Here is a 19,779-nt window from a genome sequence, read left to right on the forward strand (position 1 = left end):
CTTAATAATAGGATAAGATAAGAAGGATCGTCTTCTTATCTTTCCATTGCTACAATACCACTTCTTACTACTTCAAGTGGATTGAATTTTTGCATAATTTTAATAAAGTTCATGATTCTTGAAGAAGAATCAGTTGCTGATACGATAATTGCTTCCTCAGTAACATTTTGAATACTACCATGATAAGCTCTAGCAATTACATCAATATCAGATAGATTATTGTTAAGAGAAAATTTCATTAATACTGTATCTTTTTCAATAACATTTCTATGTTCATTTACTTTAAGTACTGGAATTAATTTATTTAATTGTTTAACAATCTGGTCAATAATTCTTTTATCACCAGTTGTTACAATTGTCATTCTTGAGTATTCACTTCCTTCAATAGGAGCTACTGTTAAAGAATCAATATTATATCCACGAGCAGAGAATAATCCAACAATTCTAGATAAAACATTGTGCTCATTCATCACAACAACAGAAATAACTTGCCTAGTTGTTTCTGTATCGTAGTAGTGATTAAAATTATTCATTATTTTGCCCCTTCAATTAACGTCATTTCATTTAAAGCATGCCCATTTGGTACCATAGGTAATACTTCTTCATTTCTTTCAACAATAACTTCAATCATTGCTGGTTTTTTCTTTTCAACTGCATCTTTTAATGCAATATCAAATTCTTCTTTTGTTGTAACTCTATATCCAATTCCACCAAAGGCTTCAACTAACATTTTAAAGTTAGGCTGAGCACTTAAATCAGTTTCAGATAATCTATTATCATAGAACATTGTTTGCCACTGTCTTACCATTCCTAAGTAATTATTATTTAAAACAATATTTATTACTGGTAAATCAGATTCAACACATGTCATTAACTCTTGAATGTTCATTAAAATAGAACCATCACCTGTGAAGTTAATAGAAACTTTATCTTTATCTTTCATTGCTCTTGCAACACCCATAGCTGCTGGAAGACCAAACCCCATAGTTCCTAAACCACCAGAAGTGATAAATTGTCTTGGGAAAGAGAATGGATAAAACTGTGCAGTCCACATTTGATGTTGCCCAACATCAGTAGAAACTACAGCTTTACTTCCTAGTAATTCTCCAACTCTTTGAATTGGCCATTGTGGCTTAATCACATCGTTTGAATCGTTATATCTTAAAGGTTCTTTCTCTCTATATTCAGTTAATAATTCAACCCAGTTAGAGTAATCATTAAATTCATTATCAGAAATTGCTTCTAACATACCTTCAACAGTTTTCTTTAAATCTCCAACAATTGGAAAGTCAGGTGTAACTAACTTATCAATACTAGTTGGGTCAATATCAACATGAATTATTCTAGCTTTAGATGCAAATTCATCTAATCTACCTGTAACTCTATCATCAAATCTTGCACCTAATGAGATTAATAAATCCGTCTCATGAGTTGCCATATTTGCAGCGAATTCACCATGCATTCCTAACATACCAAAGAATAATGGGTTTGAATCACCCATAGTTCCTCTAGCCATTAATGTTTCAACAGCTGGAATATTAAGTTTTTTAGCAAATTCTCTAACTTCATAAGCACAGTTTGCTAAAATTGCACCACCACCAACATAAATTAAAGGTTTTTTAGCTTTTGAAATTGCTTCCATTGCTTTCTTTAACTGTCTTTTATTGTAGTTAACAGTTGGTTTATAAGTTGGTAAGTTTATCTTTTGAGGATAAACAAAATCACCTAACTCTGCTGTGATATCTTTTGGGATATCAATATGCACAGGTCCTGGTCTTCCAGTACTTGCAATATGGAAAGCTTCATTAATAATTCTTGGTAAATCATCAATAGAATTAACTAAATAATTGTGCTTTGTACATGGTCTAGATATACCTACCGCATCAATTTCTTGAAATCCATCAGTCCCTATAATAGTTGTTGGTACTTGCCCAGAAATAACAACTAAAGGAGTAGAATCCATATAAGCATCAGCTAAACCAGTGATTGCATTTGTGAAACCAGGTCCAGAAGTTACAATTGCAACTCCAACTTTACCAGTAGATCTAGCATAACCTTCCGCTGCTATGATAGATGCCTGTTCATGTCTATTTAGAATGTGTTGAAAATAGTTTTGTTTATATATTTCATCATAGACGTTCATAATAGCGCCACCTGGGTATCCGAATACGACTTCAACCCCTTCTTGATGTAATGATTCTATAACCATTTTTGCGCCAGTCATTTTCATAATATTTCTCCATTTTAAAATAAGCAGATATTATATAGAAAATTATATTAATTAACCTTTAGATAATTTTATATACCCATTTTGATTTAGATTCTTTTTAGTTTATTTTAAATATAATTTAAGATAGTGTTATTAATAAGGAGTGATTATGGATGTAAATAGTATTAACAATAATATAAGTACCCTTAACAGCCAGCCTTCCGTTGAACTTAACAAAACCGGAGCTAATAACAAAATTGAGAAAGTAGATAATGAATCTTTATCCTTATCTGTTAATCAATATAATCAAAGAAGAGATGAGTTATCTCTTAATGTACAATCACTAAATGAAGGTATTGCAATTGGTAAAATTGCGGAGAATTCATTAAATAAACAAGAAGATTTTTTAAATGATATTAAAAAAAATTTAGAATCTTTAAAAAGTGATGATACAAACCTACAAGATAAAAATGAAATCAAAGACAAAATCAATCAAGATTTACAAAGTTTTAATCAATTAGCTTATGAAACAAAATTTGCTAATAAAAATATTTTAAGTGTTGATTATTATGATGAACAAAAAAATGTTGAGATTAGTACAAGTAATGACAATTTTTCAATTGAAAAACCTAATACCCCTCAAATTGCAAATGATATATTTGAAGGTTTAAATGAAAGTAATTTAAATTTACCAGATGATTTAGAAAAAGTATTAGATAAAGTTGAAACAGCTACAAGACAAATTCAAACAATTACAAGTGAATTTACAGATTTTGGGAATAAACTTGAAAGTAGTGCTAGAGGTACTATACAAGAACAACAAAATCTTTATAACGAAGCGAAAGTAAATAAAAATAGAAATTTTGGGAATGAGTCAAGTGATTTTAATAAAACAAATGTAACAGCAAATGTAGGATATTTAGCTGCTTCTCAAGCTAATATTGTGCAAGAACAAAGTGTAAGACTTTTATCTTAAGTCTTACACCTTTTTTTATAAGCATTTAAAGCAACACCCTCTCTTAAACCATCATCTAATACAATTGATTCTGTTTTAGCTAACACTTCAAATATCGCTCTGTAAATAAAAATACCAACTTCAATAAATTCAACTCGTCCTCGACCTACAAGTTTTGTGATTTCTTCTTTTGAAGATTTAGTTAAGATATTTAGACAACTCTCTAAATCATCTAGATTTACAATAGTTCCATTTACAACATCTTTATCATAAGAAAAGAAGTCTTGCCCTAATTTAACTGCCGCAATTGTTGTAGGAGTTCCAGCAGTTGCTACAAAAGTGTACTCATCTAAATTTATATCTAAAGAGTCCAAATACTTCTGTATTTCTTTTTTTCTATCATCTAAATCTTTATTTAAATCATGATAATGAAGATATTCTTGTGTCATAGTTACAATACCAAAATCAAAGCTATGTGCTTCATAATCATCATTTGTATTAACAATGATTTCTGTTGAACCACCACCAATATCTAATAGTATAAATTTTGAAGAATCAATATTTTCTCTTTTTAAAGCATGTTTAACAGCAAGTAAAGTAAGTCTAGCTTCTTCTTTACCATCAATAATATTAAACTTGACTCCAGTTTTTTCTGTAAAGTATTTTAGAACTTCTTCATTATTATTAGCTTTTCTCATAGCAGCAGTTGTAACTGCAACTGCTATGCTTGGATCATAATTAACTATTTCTATTGATTTTTCAATAGCAGTAACTACTCTATTCTGTGCTTCAATTGAAATAAGTCCAGTATCAACTAAACCATCAGCCATACCAACTACTTCATTATATTCAGCTAGAATTTTGTCATTTAATCCATTATATTTAAGTACTCTAAAAGAGTTTGAACCTAAATCGATACTTACAATTTCACTCATCAAAAGGCTTAAGGATGAGGAATTTTTAATTTAGAATTTAATAAATATCCAATAACAATCATTAAAACTAATACTACTGTTTCTGAAATAAACCCTGTTAAAGAGATTAAATAAACTAACCATAATAAAATTGCTCCAAGAGGTGTAGGAACACCTGTGAAATACTTAGCAACTTCACCTTCTTCGGCATCAATATTAAACTGAATTAATCTTCTTAATCCAGAAATAACATAATATACAAATGCAAATACTACTAATGGTGTAAATAGAGTTAATTCTTTTCCATCAATTACCGCAAAATAAATAAACATTGTAGGAACAATAACAAAAGATAAAAAATCTGCATAAGAATCTAATTGAATACCAAACTCAGTTGATAAATTATATTTTCGAGCAATTTTTCCATCTACAATATCAAATCCTCCAGCTAACCACGCAAATAGTGCTGCGGCAAAAAACTCTTGATGAGTTAAAAAATATATTGCAAAAATACCTGATGCAATATTAAAAAAAGTAACTATGTTTGCTAAATTGAAATGATTATTTTTATTAAATAAAAAAGTCATTATTCTCCCTTGTAAATATGGTATTGGTTTCTACCATTTTGTTTTGATTTATACAGACATTCATCTGCATATTTATATAACTTATTTGCTGATATATATGTATTTGGTTTATAAATAATTGCACCCATTGAAACAGAAACAACATCAAGAACTTTACTTCCTTTGTGTTCAATCCCAAGTTCTACAATTTTTTTGTTTATATCATCTAGACATGACTTTACTGTGATTTCATCAATATCAAATAAAATCACACCAAACTCTTCTCCACCTAATCTAAATACAAATTCGTATTTTTGATTGAAATATTCCTTTAATAATGTAGCAACTTTTTTAAGAGTTTCATCTCCTAAATCATGTCCATAAGTATCATTGTACTGTTTAAAGAAATCAATATCTAACATTAAAAAAGCACAATCCCAACTATTTGCATTGGAAATAAAAGGCATATTATCAAAAATTGTATCAAAATATTTTCTATTATAAAGTTTTGTCATTGAATCAGTAATAGAATCAATTTTATACTTTTTATTTAGAATTCGCAATTGATTATCTTTTTTTACTAACTGATAAATAATATATGCTATTAATATAAATGATAATACTAAAATTAATAATATATTAAAAAATAAGAAGTCTTTCATATTTTTATAATCATCAACAAATATTTTTCTCTGTTTGTAAGCCATTTGAGTTTCGTACTCAATTAAATAATCAATCTTTTTTACTACATTTTTGAACTTGTGTAGTTTATTTACTCTAAAAGTTTCTTTTATTGCAAAATCAACACTACCTACAACTTCTTTTTCTTTATCATTTTTATATGCTCTATTATAATATTCCCACTCTTTTAAAATAATATTTTTTTCTTTTTTGAAATTACATATATATTTTAAAGTTCTACATGAGATGATTTTTCTATAATTATCTTGGATATTTTCTAGTTTTACAATAGGAACAAAATTACCAAAATAGATATTATCAATTTGTTTTTTTAATTTATCGATTTGTGAGTTAAATAATAAAGATGCACCAATTAAGGCTAGTAATACAATAGAAACTAATACAATTAATTTAAATGTTACAGATTTGAGAAAATTATATTTCATTGGGATATTCTATCAAAAAAATATTCAATTTAGATTAATTTTATCTTCAAAAGAAAGAATAAAATTATTAAATAATTTCCTAATAAGTGTATTTAATAAACACTTAGATATAATCGCGATTATTAAACAAAAAAGGTATAAATTTGCTAAATATAAAAGATACTTTTATAGGGAATAGCGCAAAAAGTGATATGTTATCAGGAATAGTAGTTGCTATTGCTCTTGTTCCAGAAGCTATTGCATTTTCAATTATTGCTGGTGTTTCTCCACTAGTTGGATTATACACTGCATTTATTTTAGGATTAATCACTGCATTAATTGGTGGTAAAGCAGGAATGATTAGTGGTGCTACTGGTGCTGTTGCAGTTGTATTAGTTGCATTAGGAATTAAAGTTAAAGAATCAATTTCTCCTGAAGTTTTGGCTCAATTAACACAAAATGGAGAGTTATCAAATTATATTCTTCAATACATTTTACTTGCAACAATAGTCGCAGGTATTTTACAAGTTACAATTGGTGTTTTAAAACTAGGAAAATTGATTAGACTTGTTCCACAGCCTGCAATGTATGGTTTTGTAAATGGTCTTGCTATTGTAATTGCAATGGCTCAATTTCCATTATTTGAGGGTGAAAGCTGGATTATGTATGCACTTGTTGCTGCAACAATGATTTTAGTTAAATTCTTCCCAAAAGTTTCAAATGCAGTTCCATCAGGATTAGTTGCTATTGTTGTAATTTCTGCTGTTGTTATTGGTATGGATTTAGATACTAAAAGAGTTGGGGACTTAGCTGATATTTCAGGGAATTTACCTACTTTTGCTTTACCTACATTACATGTAAACTTTGAATCAGTATTAATGGTTTTACCAACAGCTGTATTAGTTGCATTAGTTGGATTAATTGAGTCATTATTAACACTATCTGTTTTAGATGAAATGGGTGGTAAAAGAGGTAGTGGAAACCAAGAGTGTATAGCTCAAGGTGCTGGAAATATTACTTGTGGATTCTTTGGTGGTATGGCTGGATGTGCTATGATTGGTCAATCAATTATTAACTTCTCAAATGGCGGTTGGGGTAGATTATCTGCACTAAGTGCTGCACTATTATTAATCTCGTTTGTTGTTGTATTATCTGATTTTATTGCAATGATTCCAGTTGCTGTGTTAGTTGGAATTATGTTTATGGTTTCAATTGGAACATTTGAATGGGAAAGTGGTAATAGATTTAGATTTATGCCTAACTCAGATAAATTTGTATTGGTAGCAGTTACAGTAATTACAATTTTTGCCGACCTTGCAATTGCTGTTATTACAGGTATTATTATTTCTGCATTAGTATTTGCATGGAATCACTCAAAAGTTAGATCAAGAACTTATAGAGAAAATGATGACACTAAAATTTATGAATTTGATGGTCCATTATTCTTTGGTTCAACAACTTCATTCTTTGAATTATTTGACCTTAAACATGACCCAGAAATCGTTGTTTTAGATTTCAAAGAAGCAAGAGTTATGGATATTTCTGGAGTAGAAGCTATTGATACTATTACTAAGAAATATGCAGATGCTGGTAAAAAACTTACAATTAGACACTTAAGTGAAGATTGTAAAAAAATACTAAAAAATGCTGGTCCATTTTGTACTTATGAAGAAAATGACCCTAACTACAAAGTAGCTGTAAACTACTAATCTCATCTTGAAGTTTGGCTTTTATTAGTCAAACTTCCTTTTATTTACAAAATCACTATTTTTTGCTAAACTTTATATTAAGAATATTTTGAGGTTGATTTATGCAGCTAGCTAATGACTATTTATCAGTATCATCAATATATCAACAAATAGCAACAAAAAAATCTGAACTTGCGGCTATTGATAAAAAAGAAGAAGAACAATCTCTTTTTGAAAAAAAAGATACTATCTCTTTAAGTAATGATATTGGTGGTAAAAATTATGATGAAAACGATTATACAAGAGTATTAGAAAAGTTTAAAACTCTTGATGCTCAAACAAAAGCTCATGAACAACAACACGCTGCTGCTGGTGATACTAAAGGCGCAATCTCATATAACTATCAAACAGGTCCTGATGGCAAACTATATGCTACGGGTGGACATGTAAGATTAGATACTTCAATTCCACAAGATGAAGAAGCAGCTCTAGCAAAACTAGACAAACTAGCAAACGCAGCTGGTGCTCCAAGTGAATTAAGTGGTGCTGATGCTGCAATAGCAAGAGCAGCTAATTTGAATAAAATGCTTATCCTAAATAAACAAGAGGAAGGAAAAGATTATGCAAATAACAAACAATAACCTAAATGGTATGGTTGCAGCGCAAATGCAAGTCAATGAAATGGCTAGTAATTTAGCAGAAGTTGCAAATATAACAGGTGATCCTCAAACACAAGAAGTAACTCAAGATTTTATAAACTCGATTGTAGGACAAATTCCTCAAGTAATTGCCTATGAAGCAAATGCACAAGGGATTATTACTCAACAAGCAGTTACAGATACACTATTAAATATAAAGGCTTAAATTAATGACAAAAGTAAATGTGGTTTGTCCATCATGCTTAAAAATAAATGCAATTCCAAAAAAAGATTCTTATGCAAAAGCAAATTGTGGTTCATGTAAGAATTCTTTATTAGAAACACATCCAATAGAACTAGATGAATCAAATTTTGATCATGTTGTTGTAAACTCAGATATTCCAGTAATAGTTGATTTCTGGGCACCTTGGTGTGGTCCATGTAAAATGATGGCTCCAATTTTTAATGAAGTAGCTCAAAAATATCCATTAAAAGCGTTATTTGTAAAAGTTAATACGGAGAAACATCAAAACTTAGGGGCTAAATTTAATATTAGATCTATTCCCACTCTTGTAGTATATAAAGCAGGAGAAGAAATAAAAAGAGTTAGTGGAGCACTTGATCCATTAAAACTGTCTAATCTTGTAAATGAGAATTTATAAGATATATTTTATTTATAAAAACTAAGAATTAGTTTTTATAAATTTCTTTAACTCACTTAATTGAGTTTCATTAAAAATCACGATTCCATTCTCTTCTAATAATTTAGCACTTAGACCTTGTCCATCTACTAAAGAATCAGAGAAACTTCCATCATAAATTTTTATATTTCCACATGAAGGTGATTTTGATTTCATTAGAGCTACTTTAATACCTTCTTTAAGACATAAGTCCAAAGTATTTTTTGCACCAATTAAAAAAGGAATAGTAACATCTTCTTGCTCTTTTGTTAAAACCTTAAAAGGTTTATTTGCACTTACAATTTCAGCCGCAGGTCTAGGTGTACTTAAACCACCTGAAACCTCTGGACAGAATGAATAAATTTCATTATCACAAAGAATATCCATAAATAATTCTTTTTGAGAAAAAGTAAATTTTGCACCCATAGCAATAGATGAATTACCTCCATCATATCTCACATCTTCACCTAATAAACAAGATGAGATTAATAACTTCATGTATTAATCTTCTTTTGAATAATCTAAGTCTTCTTTATTAAAGAATGTAGATGTTTGAATATTTGAGAACGCTGCTTTCATTGAAACAAAAATTTGAGGATTATCTTCTTCTAATTTTGCTAATAAATCTTTTGATTTAGCTCTTGCATAAGGCATTTTAACATCAAATCTAAGTCCTGGACATGCTTCATCTCCAATTACATTGATTTCATTTTTATCAGCAAATGCTCTTAATTGTCTCTCTCTACAGAAAATTAATGGTCTAATTACTTCAAGTCCATTTTCAGCTTTATAAACTGGAGGCATTGATCTCATAGTACCATTGTAGAAGAAGTTCATAAAGAATGATTCCATAGCATCATCTAAGTGATGTCCTAAAGCTACTTTGTTATAACCTTGCTCTAATGCAGTTGAATAAATGTACCCTCTTCTCATTCTTGAGAAAAATGAACAGAAAGATGAATTTTTTCTGATTTTTTCACCAGCTAATTCAAAAATTTCAGTATCAACGATTTCATGCTCAATACCATGTTCTTTACAATGGTCAGCTAAAAATTGTACTTGTTCACCCATTCCATAAGTTACTGTTACAGCTTTGAATTCAAAATCAAATGGTGCAACTCTTTTCATATGGTTTAAAGAGTGTAATAATGTAAGAGAGTCTTTCCCTCCTGAGAATCCAACTAATACTTTGTCGCCTTCTTTTACAAGACCGTATTCTGCGTTAGTTTTTCCCACTAATTTAGATATTTTTTTACTTAGTTCAATCAAGATATAAATCCTATTTAAATTTTTTTGCAATTATATCTAAAAAGTACTCAAGATTACACTTTTTACTAATAAAAAAATATTTGATTATAAAAAATGTTTATTATTCACCTAAATCAAGCTAATAAACTTGAATTAAATAGCCTTTTTTCTTAAGGAACAAAGAATAATAGATTTTATGTAATTTATTGTAATTTTTTACTAAGATTTTAGATAAAAACTATATAATTTCATACTAATCTCAACTACAAAGAAATAATAATGACAACAGAAGAACAAGAAATCTTTAAAGAAAAAATCGCAGAAACAATTTTGCCTATGGCAGTTAATATGACAGAAGATCAAATCAGAAATATTATTATTACAGTTGAGAATGAAAATCCTGAATTACCTGTAGGTTTTGCAGATATGTTATTTCAACAAATCATGGTTCACAAATACAATTCTAATCAAATGTAATAACTTAAAATTTTATGTTTCAGTTGGTTATATCGATATTAAATATTTAAATTTATTCTAAATTCATCTAATATTTAGCAAGTTTTAATGCTTTATCGTTATAATTCCCGCCCAAAAAATTTTAAAAGGCTTTCAAATCAGAATCACAGTAACGGTAAAAGATTTAAAAATATTACAAGAACTTTGTAAAGATCATGGACAAGCTGAATTATATAAAAAACTTCATATTGAAGAAGATAAATATCAAAAAAGTTTGACTGAGAAAAAAAGTAAAGCAACTAAAAAAGCTACTAAAACTAGACAAGAAGTTGCAAAGAAAAAAATTGAAGCATCTGTAAATATGATGAGAATGTTTAATCAAAAAATCACTGTTTATTCAGTAGCTAAAGAAGCACAAGTAAGTTATAATACTGCGTTAAAATACAAAGAATTTATTACACAAAATGCAAAATAACTAGAAATATTTTATATCTTCTAGTGCTTTGCTAAACTACATATCTACTCACACACAAATTAAGTAACAATTATTTATTTTTTGGTAATATTTCATTTACTATTTAGGAGAATGAAATGAGAGAATTTATAAATTATGATAAGTCACTAGAGATACTAAACAATATTAATCTATCAAAACCTACTACTCAAAAAGAGTTCTTAATCAATGCTATTGGAAGTGTTATTGCAAGTGATATTGTTGCAGATCACAATAGTCCAGAATTTCCAACATCTGGAATGGATGGATATGCAATCAAGCATGAAGATCAAAAGAATAAAACAATAAAAATTATTGATAAAAATCCTGCTGGAACTGTTGTTGAATCAATTGTTGAAACTGGTGTTTGTATTAAAACATTTACAGGTTCATTAATGCCACAAGGAAGTGATACATTAATACCTATTGAGAATGTAGAAGTTAATGGTGATGAAATTACAATTATAAAAGAAGTACCTTTTGGATTTGCCACTAGAGCTATTGGTGAAAACTATGCTAAAGATGAAGTTCTTATTAAAAAAGGAACGGTAGTTGGTTTTGCTGAAGTTGGAGTATTAGCTTCTTTAAATATTGTTCAAATACCTGTTATTGTTAATCCTACAGTTGCAATTGCTAGTACTGGAAGTGAAATCCTTGATTTAGGTGAAGTACAAACTAATGATGCACAAATAAGAAGCTCAAACCATTTAACTATTGAAGCTTTATCTAAAAAAGCTGGTGCTAATACATTACAAATGGGTATTGTTGAAGATGATATTGACTCTATTACAAACTTACTAGAAACAGCTTTAGATAAATCTGATGTTGTAATTACAACGGGTGGAGTATCTGTTGGTGATTATGATTTTGTACAAGATGTAATAAAAGATAAACTAAAAGCAGAAGTTTTATTCCATGGTGTTACTATTAAACCAGGAATGCATTTATTAGCAGCTGTTAAAGATGGTAAGATAATTATTGCATTACCAGGATTTGCTTATTCATCAACTGTATGTGCAATCTTATATGTATTACCATTAATTTATAGATTCAGAAATTCAAATGAAAAATTACCAATTGTAAAAGCTAGAATCTCTCAAGATTTCCCAAGAAGAATGCCAAAAACAATATTTACAGCTTGTAATGTAGAATATACAAATAATGAGTATCAAGTAAACTTTGATGGTAAGAAAAAAGGAACAAGTGCAATTTTAACAAATATGTTAGAAAGCCCTGCTCTTTTAATTCAAAAAGACGATAGTGAAGATATTAAAAAAGGTGACTTTGTAGATATCTTATTATTAAACGATCTAAAATAACATTAACGAAGAAACATTAAAATGTTTCTTCTCTTTCTTTACAAATAATAGCAGTATTTCTACCTTGATTTTTAGCTTTATACAAAGCTTTGTCTGCTAATTGATATATCTCTTTTTGAGATAGTGTTGATGTACTTTCAACTACTTTTACACCAATAGATATTGTCAAAAAATCATTAACCTTATTCTCTTTATGCTCAATTTCTAGATGTTCAATACTTTCTCTTAAATTCTTTGCTAGTACTTCTATACCACCAATATCAACACCTGAAGTAATAATTCCAAACTCTTCACCACCAAGCCTAAAAACAAAGTCATGTGATCTTTTTAGAGTATATTTTAAAGCTTGCGCAACTTCATGTAGAGCTTTATCACCTGCATCATGTCCATATGTATCATTATATTGTTTGAAATAATCAATATCTAAAATCATAAATATGATATTTTTAGAATCTCTTTTATTTCTTTTTAGTTCAATATCAAAGGTTGTATTAAAATGTCTTCTATTATATATTTTTGTAAGATAATCAGTAATTAATAGTTTTGATATCTCTTTTTTATCTGTTATATCATTATATATAGATGTAAAACCTACAATATTTCCATCATCATCAACATTAGGAGTTATTGAGTTTTCAACCCAAAACATTGAACCATCTTTTTTTACGTTTTGATGTTCACCTTTCCAAATGCGACCTTTTAGAATTGTTTCCCAAAGTTCACGAAAAATATAATCATCATTTTCTGGATGTTTAAAGATATTGTGTTTTTTTCCTATTAGCTCTTTTTTACTATAACCTGTAAATTTACTATAAGCATCACTCAAATCAATAATAAAGCCATCTTTGTCAGCAATACTAATCAAAATATTTTCATTTACAATTTTTACATATTGTTCTAGACTTTTTCTTGTAAGTTCTGCTTGTGTTATATTATGACCTTCACAGGCAATATAAATCACTTCATTATTATCATTAAATATTGGTGTATAAGAAAAATCTACATATATCTCTTCTTCATTACTATCGATGAAGGTCTTTTTATTTTGAAGATTTGTACCTTTTGAGGCCATGGATATTTCTAAATCAATATTTTCTTTACATGAGTCTTTCCACCATGATAAAGAAGATAGTTTTTTACCAATAATATTAGATTCTTTTTGATTTAATATTTTTAAAGAAGTGTCATTTATTTTTAGTATTTTAGAATCTCTATCTAATAAGACTATTGAGTTAAAAGAATTATTGAAAATAGTATCTAAGATGTTTTCAGTTAATTCTAATTGGTTATATAACTCTTTTTCTGCAGTTATATCAGTAATATAACCATAATAATGACTTAACTCACCTTTTTCATTTCTAATAATTTTTGTAACATGACTAACCCAAATAATTTGATTGTTTTTTACAATCCTATATGGTTTATAAATAAATTCATCATTTGAAGTTTTTGAGACTTGAGTTCTTTGAGTTAGGAATTCTGACAAATCATCTTTATGAACAAAATCTTCATGTCTGATTTTGTTATCTAAAAATTCTTTTGCCTTATTCCCATATATATCTAATACGTTATTTGTTACGTATTCTAATCGCCAATTTACGTCTTTTTTTAAAATAAAAAAAACTGTTGGACTTTGATTTAAGTAGTGTAATAAATTATCCATAATAGCTTCCAAAAGTGTATATAGAATATACTACAACACTTTTGGTTAATAAGACAATATGAGAATCAGTCTTTTTTAAGAGAAAACTTAGATTTTGTGAAATCTACACTTTTAGGTACAGAAATATGGCTATTGTCTGTTTTTTCTGTAAAAATTGGTGTTTTTATTGGTTCTTCTTTTTTAAATTTGTTTTTAAATAAATGATAGAAGATTAATACTAACATTAATAAAGAAGCAAGTGATTCTATTAATGTGCTTTCTTCATGAATCATTGATACATTTAAAAGACTTAAATCTCCTAAGAAAGTATCATAAGCCATACCAAAACATAAGGCTAATATGAAAATTGTAATTATATAGATGATTAAAGACTTCTTCCCAAGCATTTTATATACTATACTCATAGTCACAGCACTAGTAGCAGGTCCTGCTGTTAAGAATATAAATACTGCACCTGCACTCATACCTTGCATCATTAAAGCAGCAGCAATTGGCAAAGATGCCGTTGCACAAGTATATAAAGGCATAGCAAATAACATAACAACTATATATGTTAAGAACTGATTATCAAATAGTATTTTACTATACTCTTCAGGCATAAAAGTAATAAATAAAGCCCCTAAAATAAGCCCTATTAATAAAGCTTTTGCCATATCTGAAAATAGTGTTCCATATCCATATTTAAATACTTTGATTATTGAAAAGGATTTTTTTTCTTCTGTATTACTATCACAACAAGAGGAACTAGAACAACAAGAGCTTTCTTCAATTTTTTCTTCTATTTTATTTTTTGATTCTTTTTCAAAAAAGTTTTGTACTAAACCCACAGTAATTGCAATAATAATAGATGAAACTACTCTAAACAAAGTAAATACAAAACCAAATAATGAATAAGTAGCTAATATAGAATCAACACCAGTAATAGGAGTTGAGATCAAAAAGCTCTGAACAGCACCTTTGCTAGCACCCTCTTTTCTCAAACCTTGAGCTAGTGGAATAACAGAGCATGAACAAACAGGAAGAGGTATTCCAAATAGTGTAGCTTTTACAACTGAGCTTGTTGAGTCTTTTCCTAAATGAGAAGAAACAAAATCATCTGGAACTATTTGTTTTAAAATACCTGCAATAAATAGTCCTAGTATTACATATATTGAAAATGCATCTAAGAGTACTAAGAAGTTATTTGCAAAACTAATCGCTAAGTCCATTTTCATCTCCTAATAGTTTTTTTGTATCTATTCTTTTTTTTGTTTTAACACCTAATTCTAGTAAAGCTTCACTTCTTTTAAGAAGATTTCCATTACCAGTAGAGAGTTTATTTATTGCTCCATCATAGGCTTTTTGTGTTTTAGAGATATTTGTTCCAATATCTTCTAGGTCTTTCACAAACAGTGCAAACTTGTCATATAAGAACCCTGCTTTTGTAGCAATATCTAAAGCATTTTCATTTTGGTGTTCATATCGCCAAATATTCTCTATTGTTCTAAGTGTTACAAACAATGTAGAAGGTGATACTAACATTATATTATGCTCAAAAGCAGTTTTGAATAAGTGATTATCATTTGAAGCAGCAAGCATAAAAGCTCCTTCAATAGGAATAAACATTAATACAAAATCTAAAGTTTTAACATCATCTATATCTTCATAACTTTTAGCACTAAGACCTTTGATATGAGCATATAGAGATTTAGTAAGCTCTTTTGTAGCTTCTTCTCTTATTTTAACATCTTCTGTTTCAATATATTTTAAATATGCATTTAGAGAAACCTTAGAATCTATTACAATATCTTTATCTTGAGGTAAGTGTACAATAACATCAGGTCTTAATCTTTTACCCTCATTATCTGTGTATGAACCTTGAGTAGAATACTCTTTTCCTTCTCTAAGTCCTGTTTGCTCTAAAATCTTTGATAGAATCATCTCACCCCAATCACCTTGGGTTTTGTTTTCACCTTTTAGAGCTTTTGTAAGATTTAGAGCATCTTGTGAGATTTGATTATTCAACTCTTTTAGGTTCTTGATTTCTGTTAACAGTGATGATCTTTGTTTTGTTTCATCATTATAAATATCATTTACTCTTTTTCCAAAAGTATCTAACTGGTCTTTAAAAGAAGTAACAACTTGATTTAGATTTCTATTAGATTTTTTTTGATTTTCTTCAAATAGTTTATTTGCAAGACTTTCAAATTCTAGTTTTAATTGAGCTTTTGAGTTTTCTAATAAAGATATCTTTTCATTAAAATTTTCTTCTTTTATGTCAAATTCTCGATATAACTGATCTTCTTTATTAGAAAATATCTCTTCTTGTTTTGACAATCTTAATTGATATGATTTTTCTAAGTTTTCTAGATTTTCTCTTGAGTGAGTTTCAAATGTGTCTATTTTGTCTTTTAGATTTTCATTTATATTATTTAAGATATCTGTTTTAGATTCTAGAGAGTTTATTTTAGTTATAGCTTCTTGTTCTAGTTTTAAAAGTTTTGTTTTATATTTTTGTTTTACTATTTGCCATGTTGCAAGAACTGCAACAATGACAAATATAATAAGTGAAATACTAAGATAATTTATATCAAAAGTACTATTAATCAACATCTACAAAATCTTCTTTTAAAGCATCTTTAGAGTTATTGTTTACATCGAAACCAAGCTCTTTGAATCTCTCAACTAATGGTGGATGAGAGTAATAGAAGAAAATATAAATAGGATGAGATAAAGGAACTGATTTATTCTCATTTGCTAATTTTAATAAAGCACTAACTAAATCTTGTTTAGATGCTAAGTTTGAACCAAATTCATCTGCAGCATATTCATTATGTCTAGAAATCATAGAAATTAAAGGCATTAAGAAAAATGATAAGATAGGTGAAAAGATCATAAATACAGCAATAATTGTTGCTGGTTCTTGATTAAGTGATAATCCTAAGAATAATGATTCTGGAAGATTTCCAAAAATAGCAAAAAATACAAACATAACAACACCCATAATACCAATATTTTTAATAATATCACCATTTTTAAAGTGTCCAAGTTCATGACCTAATACAGCTAATAATTCATTATGACTTAGCTTTTCAACTAATGTATCAAATAATACAACTCTTTTAGTACTACCTAAACCACCAAAATATGCATTAAGTCTATTGTCTCTTTTACTTGCATCTACTGAGAAAACCCCAGAACTTTTGAAACCAACTTCATCTAATAATTTTTCAATTTTTGATTCTAATTCTTTATCTTTTAATGGCTCAAACTTATCAAACATTTTATCTCTAACTAATGGATAAACCATATTAATTATAATAATAACAGCAAAGATAAATGCGAATCCCCAAATCCACCAAGCAGGTAAGTTTTCAATAATTAATGAAATTCCAGCAATTACTAAAGATCCAAAAATCATAAATAAAAGTCCAGTTTTTACAGTATCTTTTATAAATAGAGATGCCGTCATATTAGAGAAACCATATTTTTTATCTAATTTAAATGTTGAGTAAATATCAAAAGGAAGAGTTAAAATCCAGTTAATAATTATAAATAAATCAATAAAAATTACAGCTTTAAGCCATGGGTTTGTAGTTGTAACTACAGAGTCTAAAGCAGATAATCCAAAGCCAATCCACATAAAGAAAATTACAAATTCATAAAATGATGAAACAATAGATATTTTTTCTTTTTCAATTGAGTAGTTTGCAGCTTCTTTGTATTTGCTTGAATCTAAAATAATTGGTTCTAAGTTTTTTGCATTTTTAACATATCCCACTTGCATAAATGAAGTGTAGATGTGAAATGCAAAATATAAGCAGTATGCTATTACAAATATTTCTAACACGAAATAATCCTTTTTTTGTTTAAAATTAAGGATTTATAATACTATTTTATTACTTCATTTTTAGTAAAAATTATTGTTGTTATTATTCAGAAACTTCTTCATAAACTTCAACTCTATTTCGTCCAAGTTTTTTGGCTTCATATAAAGCTAAATCTGCTTTGTGTAATACAGCTTCTAAATCATTATCAGTTGAACATAACATTGATACCCCAACACTAACTGTAAACTTAACAAGTTGTTTTTTTGCTGTCTTATATTCTAAAGCTTCCATCTCTTTTCTAATATTCTCAGCAACAATTAATGCACCTCTTAATGAAGTACTTGGTAATACTGCAGCAAATTCTTCACCACCTAATCTACCAAAAACATCTGATTTTCTTAAAATCGCTTCTGTACTTTTTGCCATTAGTTTGATTATATTATCACCAATTTTATGACCATATGAATCATTGATTAATTTAAATTTATCAATATCAATCATAAGAGTTGCTAATTGTTTTTTCTCTCTTCTATTATATGAAATCATTGGGGAACAAGATTCAAAAAAACTTCTTCTATTTTTTACACCAGATAAAGAATCAATAGTTGCTAAAACATTTAGTTTTACATTTATGTTATTTAACTCTTTTGTTCTTTTATCAACTGCATCTTCTAGAACCCTTTGATAGTCTTTTAGTCTTCGCTCTTGGGCATTTAGTTTAATAGCTTCTAATACAATTAATTCAAAATCAACTTTTTTTAATTTTCTAGGAATAATTTTATAAACAGAAGCATTATTGATGATGTTTTCAAGAGATTCTAAAGATAATGATTCTTTAAAAACTATATTTTTAGTATTTGGAGAGTTCTTATAAAGTTCTAACAAAAATTCATCATAAGATACTTGTGATGTATTGTTTCCATTAATTGTAATTAGTATTTCATTTCCAGCAATTATGTTATTGAAACACCCTATTAATGCCTGTTCTGCATTAATATAACTTTCAATAACATAATCACTATCTACTATTCTAGATAGCTTATTATACAACTCATCTAATATCTCTACATCTTTATCAATACAAGCAATAATATATTTCATTTCATAAACTCCCAATCGAGAATACTAGCTAATATTGATTTAAATGTAAGTATAGTATTAGTTAGTTTTTTCTAGTTTATTAAGAAATCTTAAAGATTTGGAAATTATTTCTTTATCATTAGAAAATAAAATAACTTCATAGTTTCCTGAAAATGAATCTTTTGTCCAATTTGTACTACCTAAGACAATAATCTCTTCATCAAATATAGCAATTTTCGTATGTAGTTTCTTATTGGCAACTACTACTTTAACGTTATTTCTTAGAAGATACTTATATATTTTATCATCTTTTTTTACTTTAGATTTATCTAAAAATACTGTTACTTTTAGACCTCTTTTAGATGCTTTTACTAATGGTTTTGCAAATTTTTTATAAGAAAAGTTATACATTGATACATAAATATTCTTTTTTGAATCCTTAATATAATCAATTATTTTTTCTTTTGCAGCTTTTGCTTTATTTGGTAAAAAATAAATTTCATTTTCTACTTTTGCATTAGCAAAACTAAAAAAAAGAGTAAAAACTAAAAATATTTTAAAAAAAAATTTATTCATCACCTAATACCTCAAATAACTCTTTTGGTATCTTAGATGGTTTATAATCTTTTAAATAAGCTAATTTAAATTCACCTTTAAATAAAACCTCTCCATCTCGTAATACTTCTTGATACATTACAACTGACGCTGCTTTTTTCTCAATCAGTTTACAAGTTACCTCTAACATATCCCCAAATACAGCTGACTTAATATAATCTGCTTCAACTCTTTTAACAACAAAGAATTCGTTTTCATTATGAGGAGATAAACCTTTTTTGAAAAACAAATCAGACCTAGCTCTCTCACAAAATTTCAAATAATTAGCATAATAAACAACTGCCCCAACATCTGTGTCTTCATAGTAAACTCTTACTTTCATTCTATAACCCCTACTTTA

General features: G+C 27.9%; 22 protein-coding genes. 8 read left to right on the forward strand and 14 right to left on the reverse strand.

Annotation, left to right across the window (positions count from 1 at the left end):
• Positions 1-35: 35 nt before the first annotated feature.
• Together ilvN and ALEK_RS09360 are read right to left on the reverse strand one after the other, a co-directional pair.
• Positions 36-533: an acetolactate synthase small subunit gene (gene ilvN / locus ALEK_RS09355; protein ID WP_071625427.1), complete on the reverse strand. Its 498-nt coding sequence runs from the start codon at positions 531-533 to the stop codon at positions 36-38.
• A complete protein-coding gene (locus ALEK_RS09360; protein WP_071625426.1) occupies positions 533-2,230 on the reverse strand; it encodes an acetolactate synthase large subunit in 1,698 nt (565 codons plus the stop codon). The genes ilvN and ALEK_RS09360 overlap by 1 nt, the downstream gene beginning before the upstream one ends.
• A 148-nt stretch (positions 2,231-2,378) precedes the next feature.
• Between ALEK_RS09360 and ALEK_RS09365 the strand changes: the two genes are divergently transcribed.
• Positions 2,379-3,185, forward strand: a complete 807-nt coding sequence (locus tag ALEK_RS09365; RefSeq protein WP_071625425.1) for a hypothetical protein — start codon at positions 2,379-2,381, stop codon at positions 3,183-3,185.
• On the opposite strand, the gene ALEK_RS09370 is transcribed toward ALEK_RS09365, so the two are convergent.
• Genes ALEK_RS09370 through ALEK_RS09380 form a run of 3 tightly spaced genes read right to left on the reverse strand, consistent with a single transcriptional unit; the run spans position 3,182 to position 5,771 of the window.
• A complete protein-coding gene (locus tag ALEK_RS09370; RefSeq protein ID WP_071625424.1) occupies positions 3,182-4,099 on the reverse strand; it encodes a Ppx/GppA phosphatase family protein in 918 nt (305 codons plus the stop codon). The genes ALEK_RS09365 and ALEK_RS09370 overlap by 4 nt on opposite strands.
• An 8-nt stretch (positions 4,100-4,107) precedes the next feature.
• A complete protein-coding gene (locus ALEK_RS09375) occupies positions 4,108-4,665 on the reverse strand; it encodes a CDP-alcohol phosphatidyltransferase family protein (RefSeq protein ID WP_071625423.1) in 558 nt (185 codons plus the stop codon).
• The gene (locus ALEK_RS09380) at positions 4,665-5,771 is read right to left on the reverse strand and encodes a GGDEF domain-containing protein (RefSeq protein WP_071625422.1); all 1,107 of its coding nucleotides are present in this window, start codon (positions 5,769-5,771) and stop codon (positions 4,665-4,667) included. Before ALEK_RS09380 ends, ALEK_RS09375 begins: the two co-directional genes overlap by 1 nt.
• A gap of 143 nt (positions 5,772-5,914) precedes the next feature.
• Between ALEK_RS09380 and ALEK_RS09385 the strand changes: the two genes are divergently transcribed.
• The 4 genes from ALEK_RS09385 (at position 5,915) to trxC (ending at position 8,738) form a co-directional block, all read left to right on the forward strand.
• Complete coding sequence (locus tag ALEK_RS09385; RefSeq protein ID WP_071625420.1) at positions 5,915-7,459, forward strand: SulP family inorganic anion transporter; 1,545 nt, start codon at positions 5,915-5,917, stop codon at positions 7,457-7,459.
• Positions 7,460-7,560: 101 nt separating this feature from the next.
• Entirely contained in the window at positions 7,561-8,079 is a 519-nt protein-coding gene (locus tag ALEK_RS09390; RefSeq protein ID WP_071625419.1) for a putative metalloprotease CJM1_0395 family protein, read from the forward strand.
• A complete protein-coding gene (locus tag ALEK_RS09395) occupies positions 8,060-8,302 on the forward strand; it encodes a hypothetical protein (protein ID WP_071625418.1) in 243 nt (80 codons plus the stop codon). Before ALEK_RS09390 ends, ALEK_RS09395 begins: the two co-directional genes overlap by 20 nt.
• A gap of 4 nt (positions 8,303-8,306) precedes the next feature.
• The gene (gene trxC / locus ALEK_RS09400) at positions 8,307-8,738 is read left to right on the forward strand and encodes a thioredoxin TrxC (protein WP_071625417.1); all 432 of its coding nucleotides are present in this window, start codon (positions 8,307-8,309) and stop codon (positions 8,736-8,738) included.
• Between the two features lie 21 nt (positions 8,739-8,759).
• Here trxC and ALEK_RS09405 read toward each other — a convergent pair whose 3' ends face one another.
• Together ALEK_RS09405 and ALEK_RS09410 are read right to left on the reverse strand one after the other, a co-directional pair.
• Positions 8,760-9,254 carry a 2-thiouracil desulfurase family protein gene (locus ALEK_RS09405; RefSeq protein ID WP_071625416.1) on the reverse strand — a complete coding sequence of 165 codons (495 nt, stop codon included), beginning with the start codon at positions 9,252-9,254 and terminating at the stop codon, positions 8,760-8,762.
• A gap of 3 nt (positions 9,255-9,257) precedes the next feature.
• Positions 9,258-10,025: a PP-loop family protein gene (locus ALEK_RS09410; RefSeq protein ID WP_071625415.1), complete on the reverse strand. Its 768-nt coding sequence runs from the start codon at positions 10,023-10,025 to the stop codon at positions 9,258-9,260.
• A 258-nt stretch (positions 10,026-10,283) separates the two neighbouring features.
• Here ALEK_RS09410 and ALEK_RS09415 point away from each other — a divergent pair, with 258 nt between their 5' ends.
• The 3 genes from ALEK_RS09415 (at position 10,284) to ALEK_RS09425 (ending at position 12,272) form a co-directional block, all read left to right on the forward strand.
• Positions 10,284-10,481, forward strand: coding sequence for a hypothetical protein (locus ALEK_RS09415; RefSeq protein WP_071625414.1), 198 nt, complete (start codon positions 10,284-10,286; stop codon positions 10,479-10,481).
• A 253-nt stretch (positions 10,482-10,734) separates the two neighbouring features.
• Positions 10,735-10,935: a hypothetical protein gene (locus ALEK_RS09420; protein WP_071625413.1), complete on the forward strand. Its 201-nt coding sequence runs from the start codon at positions 10,735-10,737 to the stop codon at positions 10,933-10,935.
• A 116-nt stretch (positions 10,936-11,051) separates the two neighbouring features.
• Positions 11,052-12,272 carry a molybdopterin molybdotransferase MoeA gene (locus ALEK_RS09425; protein ID WP_071625412.1) on the forward strand — a complete coding sequence of 407 codons (1,221 nt, stop codon included), beginning with the start codon at positions 11,052-11,054 and terminating at the stop codon, positions 12,270-12,272.
• A 16-nt stretch (positions 12,273-12,288) separates the two neighbouring features.
• Here the strand turns inward: ALEK_RS09425 and ALEK_RS09430 are convergent, their stop codons facing one another.
• The 7 genes from ALEK_RS09430 to ALEK_RS09460 all read right to left on the reverse strand — a co-directional run bounded on the left by ALEK_RS09430 (position 12,289) and on the right by ALEK_RS09460 (position 19,761).
• A complete protein-coding gene (locus ALEK_RS09430) occupies positions 12,289-13,935 on the reverse strand; it encodes a sensor domain-containing diguanylate cyclase (RefSeq protein WP_071625411.1) in 1,647 nt (548 codons plus the stop codon).
• Positions 13,936-14,000: 65 nt separating this feature from the next.
• Positions 14,001-15,143: an SO_0444 family Cu/Zn efflux transporter gene (locus tag ALEK_RS09435; RefSeq protein WP_071625410.1), complete on the reverse strand. Its 1,143-nt coding sequence runs from the start codon at positions 15,141-15,143 to the stop codon at positions 14,001-14,003.
• The gene (locus ALEK_RS09440) at positions 15,127-16,527 is read right to left on the reverse strand and encodes a DNA recombination protein RmuC (RefSeq protein ID WP_071625409.1); all 1,401 of its coding nucleotides are present in this window, start codon (positions 16,525-16,527) and stop codon (positions 15,127-15,129) included. The genes ALEK_RS09435 and ALEK_RS09440 overlap by 17 nt, the downstream gene beginning before the upstream one ends.
• Positions 16,517-17,764 carry a M48 family metallopeptidase gene (locus tag ALEK_RS09445; RefSeq protein ID WP_071625408.1) on the reverse strand — a complete coding sequence of 416 codons (1,248 nt, stop codon included), beginning with the start codon at positions 17,762-17,764 and terminating at the stop codon, positions 16,517-16,519. The genes ALEK_RS09440 and ALEK_RS09445 overlap by 11 nt, the downstream gene beginning before the upstream one ends.
• Before the next feature lie 82 nt (positions 17,765-17,846).
• Positions 17,847-18,845 carry a GGDEF domain-containing protein gene (locus ALEK_RS09450; RefSeq protein ID WP_071625407.1) on the reverse strand — a complete coding sequence of 333 codons (999 nt, stop codon included), beginning with the start codon at positions 18,843-18,845 and terminating at the stop codon, positions 17,847-17,849.
• A 57-nt stretch (positions 18,846-18,902) separates the two neighbouring features.
• Positions 18,903-19,400 (reverse strand): phospholipase D-like domain-containing protein, encoded by a 498-nt coding sequence (locus ALEK_RS09455; RefSeq protein ID WP_083574561.1) that lies wholly within the window; start codon positions 19,398-19,400, stop codon positions 18,903-18,905.
• Positions 19,393-19,761, reverse strand: a complete 369-nt coding sequence (locus ALEK_RS09460; protein WP_071625406.1) for a YbgC/FadM family acyl-CoA thioesterase — start codon at positions 19,759-19,761, stop codon at positions 19,393-19,395. The genes ALEK_RS09455 and ALEK_RS09460 overlap by 8 nt, the downstream gene beginning before the upstream one ends.
• Positions 19,762-19,779 lie beyond the last annotated feature (18 nt).

The sequence above is a fragment of the Poseidonibacter lekithochrous genome, from assembly GCF_013283835.1.
Classification (GTDB): domain Bacteria; phylum Campylobacterota; class Campylobacteria; order Campylobacterales; family Arcobacteraceae; genus Poseidonibacter; species Poseidonibacter lekithochrous.

Coding starts and splice junctions, on each gene's coding strand:
- ALEK_RS09360 (WP_071625426.1), bottom strand. CDS start 2,230: ATGAAAATGACTGGCGCAAAAATGGTTATAGAATCATTACATCAAGAA.
- ALEK_RS09380 (WP_071625422.1), bottom strand. CDS start 5,771: ATGAAATATAATTTTCTCAAATCTGTAACATTTAAATTAATTGTATTA.
- ALEK_RS09455 (WP_083574561.1), bottom strand. CDS start 19,400: ATGAATAAATTTTTTTTTAAAATATTTTTAGTTTTTACTCTTTTTTTT.
- ilvN (WP_071625427.1), bottom strand. CDS start 533: ATGAATAATTTTAATCACTACTACGATACAGAAACAACTAGGCAAGTT.
- ALEK_RS09395 (WP_071625418.1), top strand. CDS start 8,060: ATGCAAATAACAAACAATAACCTAAATGGTATGGTTGCAGCGCAAATG.
- ALEK_RS09375 (WP_071625423.1), bottom strand. CDS start 4,665: ATGACTTTTTTATTTAATAAAAATAATCATTTCAATTTAGCAAACATA.
- ALEK_RS09415 (WP_071625414.1), top strand. CDS start 10,284: ATGACAACAGAAGAACAAGAAATCTTTAAAGAAAAAATCGCAGAAACA.
- ALEK_RS09370 (WP_071625424.1), bottom strand. CDS start 4,099: ATGAGTGAAATTGTAAGTATCGATTTAGGTTCAAACTCTTTTAGAGTA.
- ALEK_RS09430 (WP_071625411.1), bottom strand. CDS start 13,935: ATGGATAATTTATTACACTACTTAAATCAAAGTCCAACAGTTTTTTTT.
- ALEK_RS09390 (WP_071625419.1), top strand. CDS start 7,561: ATGCAGCTAGCTAATGACTATTTATCAGTATCATCAATATATCAACAA.
- ALEK_RS09425 (WP_071625412.1), top strand. CDS start 11,052: ATGAGAGAATTTATAAATTATGATAAGTCACTAGAGATACTAAACAAT.
- ALEK_RS09435 (WP_071625410.1), bottom strand. CDS start 15,143: ATGGACTTAGCGATTAGTTTTGCAAATAACTTCTTAGTACTCTTAGAT.
- trxC (WP_071625417.1), top strand. CDS start 8,307: ATGACAAAAGTAAATGTGGTTTGTCCATCATGCTTAAAAATAAATGCA.
- ALEK_RS09405 (WP_071625416.1), bottom strand. CDS start 9,254: ATGAAGTTATTAATCTCATCTTGTTTATTAGGTGAAGATGTGAGATAT.
- ALEK_RS09450 (WP_071625407.1), bottom strand. CDS start 18,845: ATGAAATATATTATTGCTTGTATTGATAAAGATGTAGAGATATTAGAT.
- ALEK_RS09440 (WP_071625409.1), bottom strand. CDS start 16,527: ATGTTGATTAATAGTACTTTTGATATAAATTATCTTAGTATTTCACTT.
- ALEK_RS09460 (WP_071625406.1), bottom strand. CDS start 19,761: ATGAAAGTAAGAGTTTACTATGAAGACACAGATGTTGGGGCAGTTGTT.
- ALEK_RS09365 (WP_071625425.1), top strand. CDS start 2,379: ATGGATGTAAATAGTATTAACAATAATATAAGTACCCTTAACAGCCAG.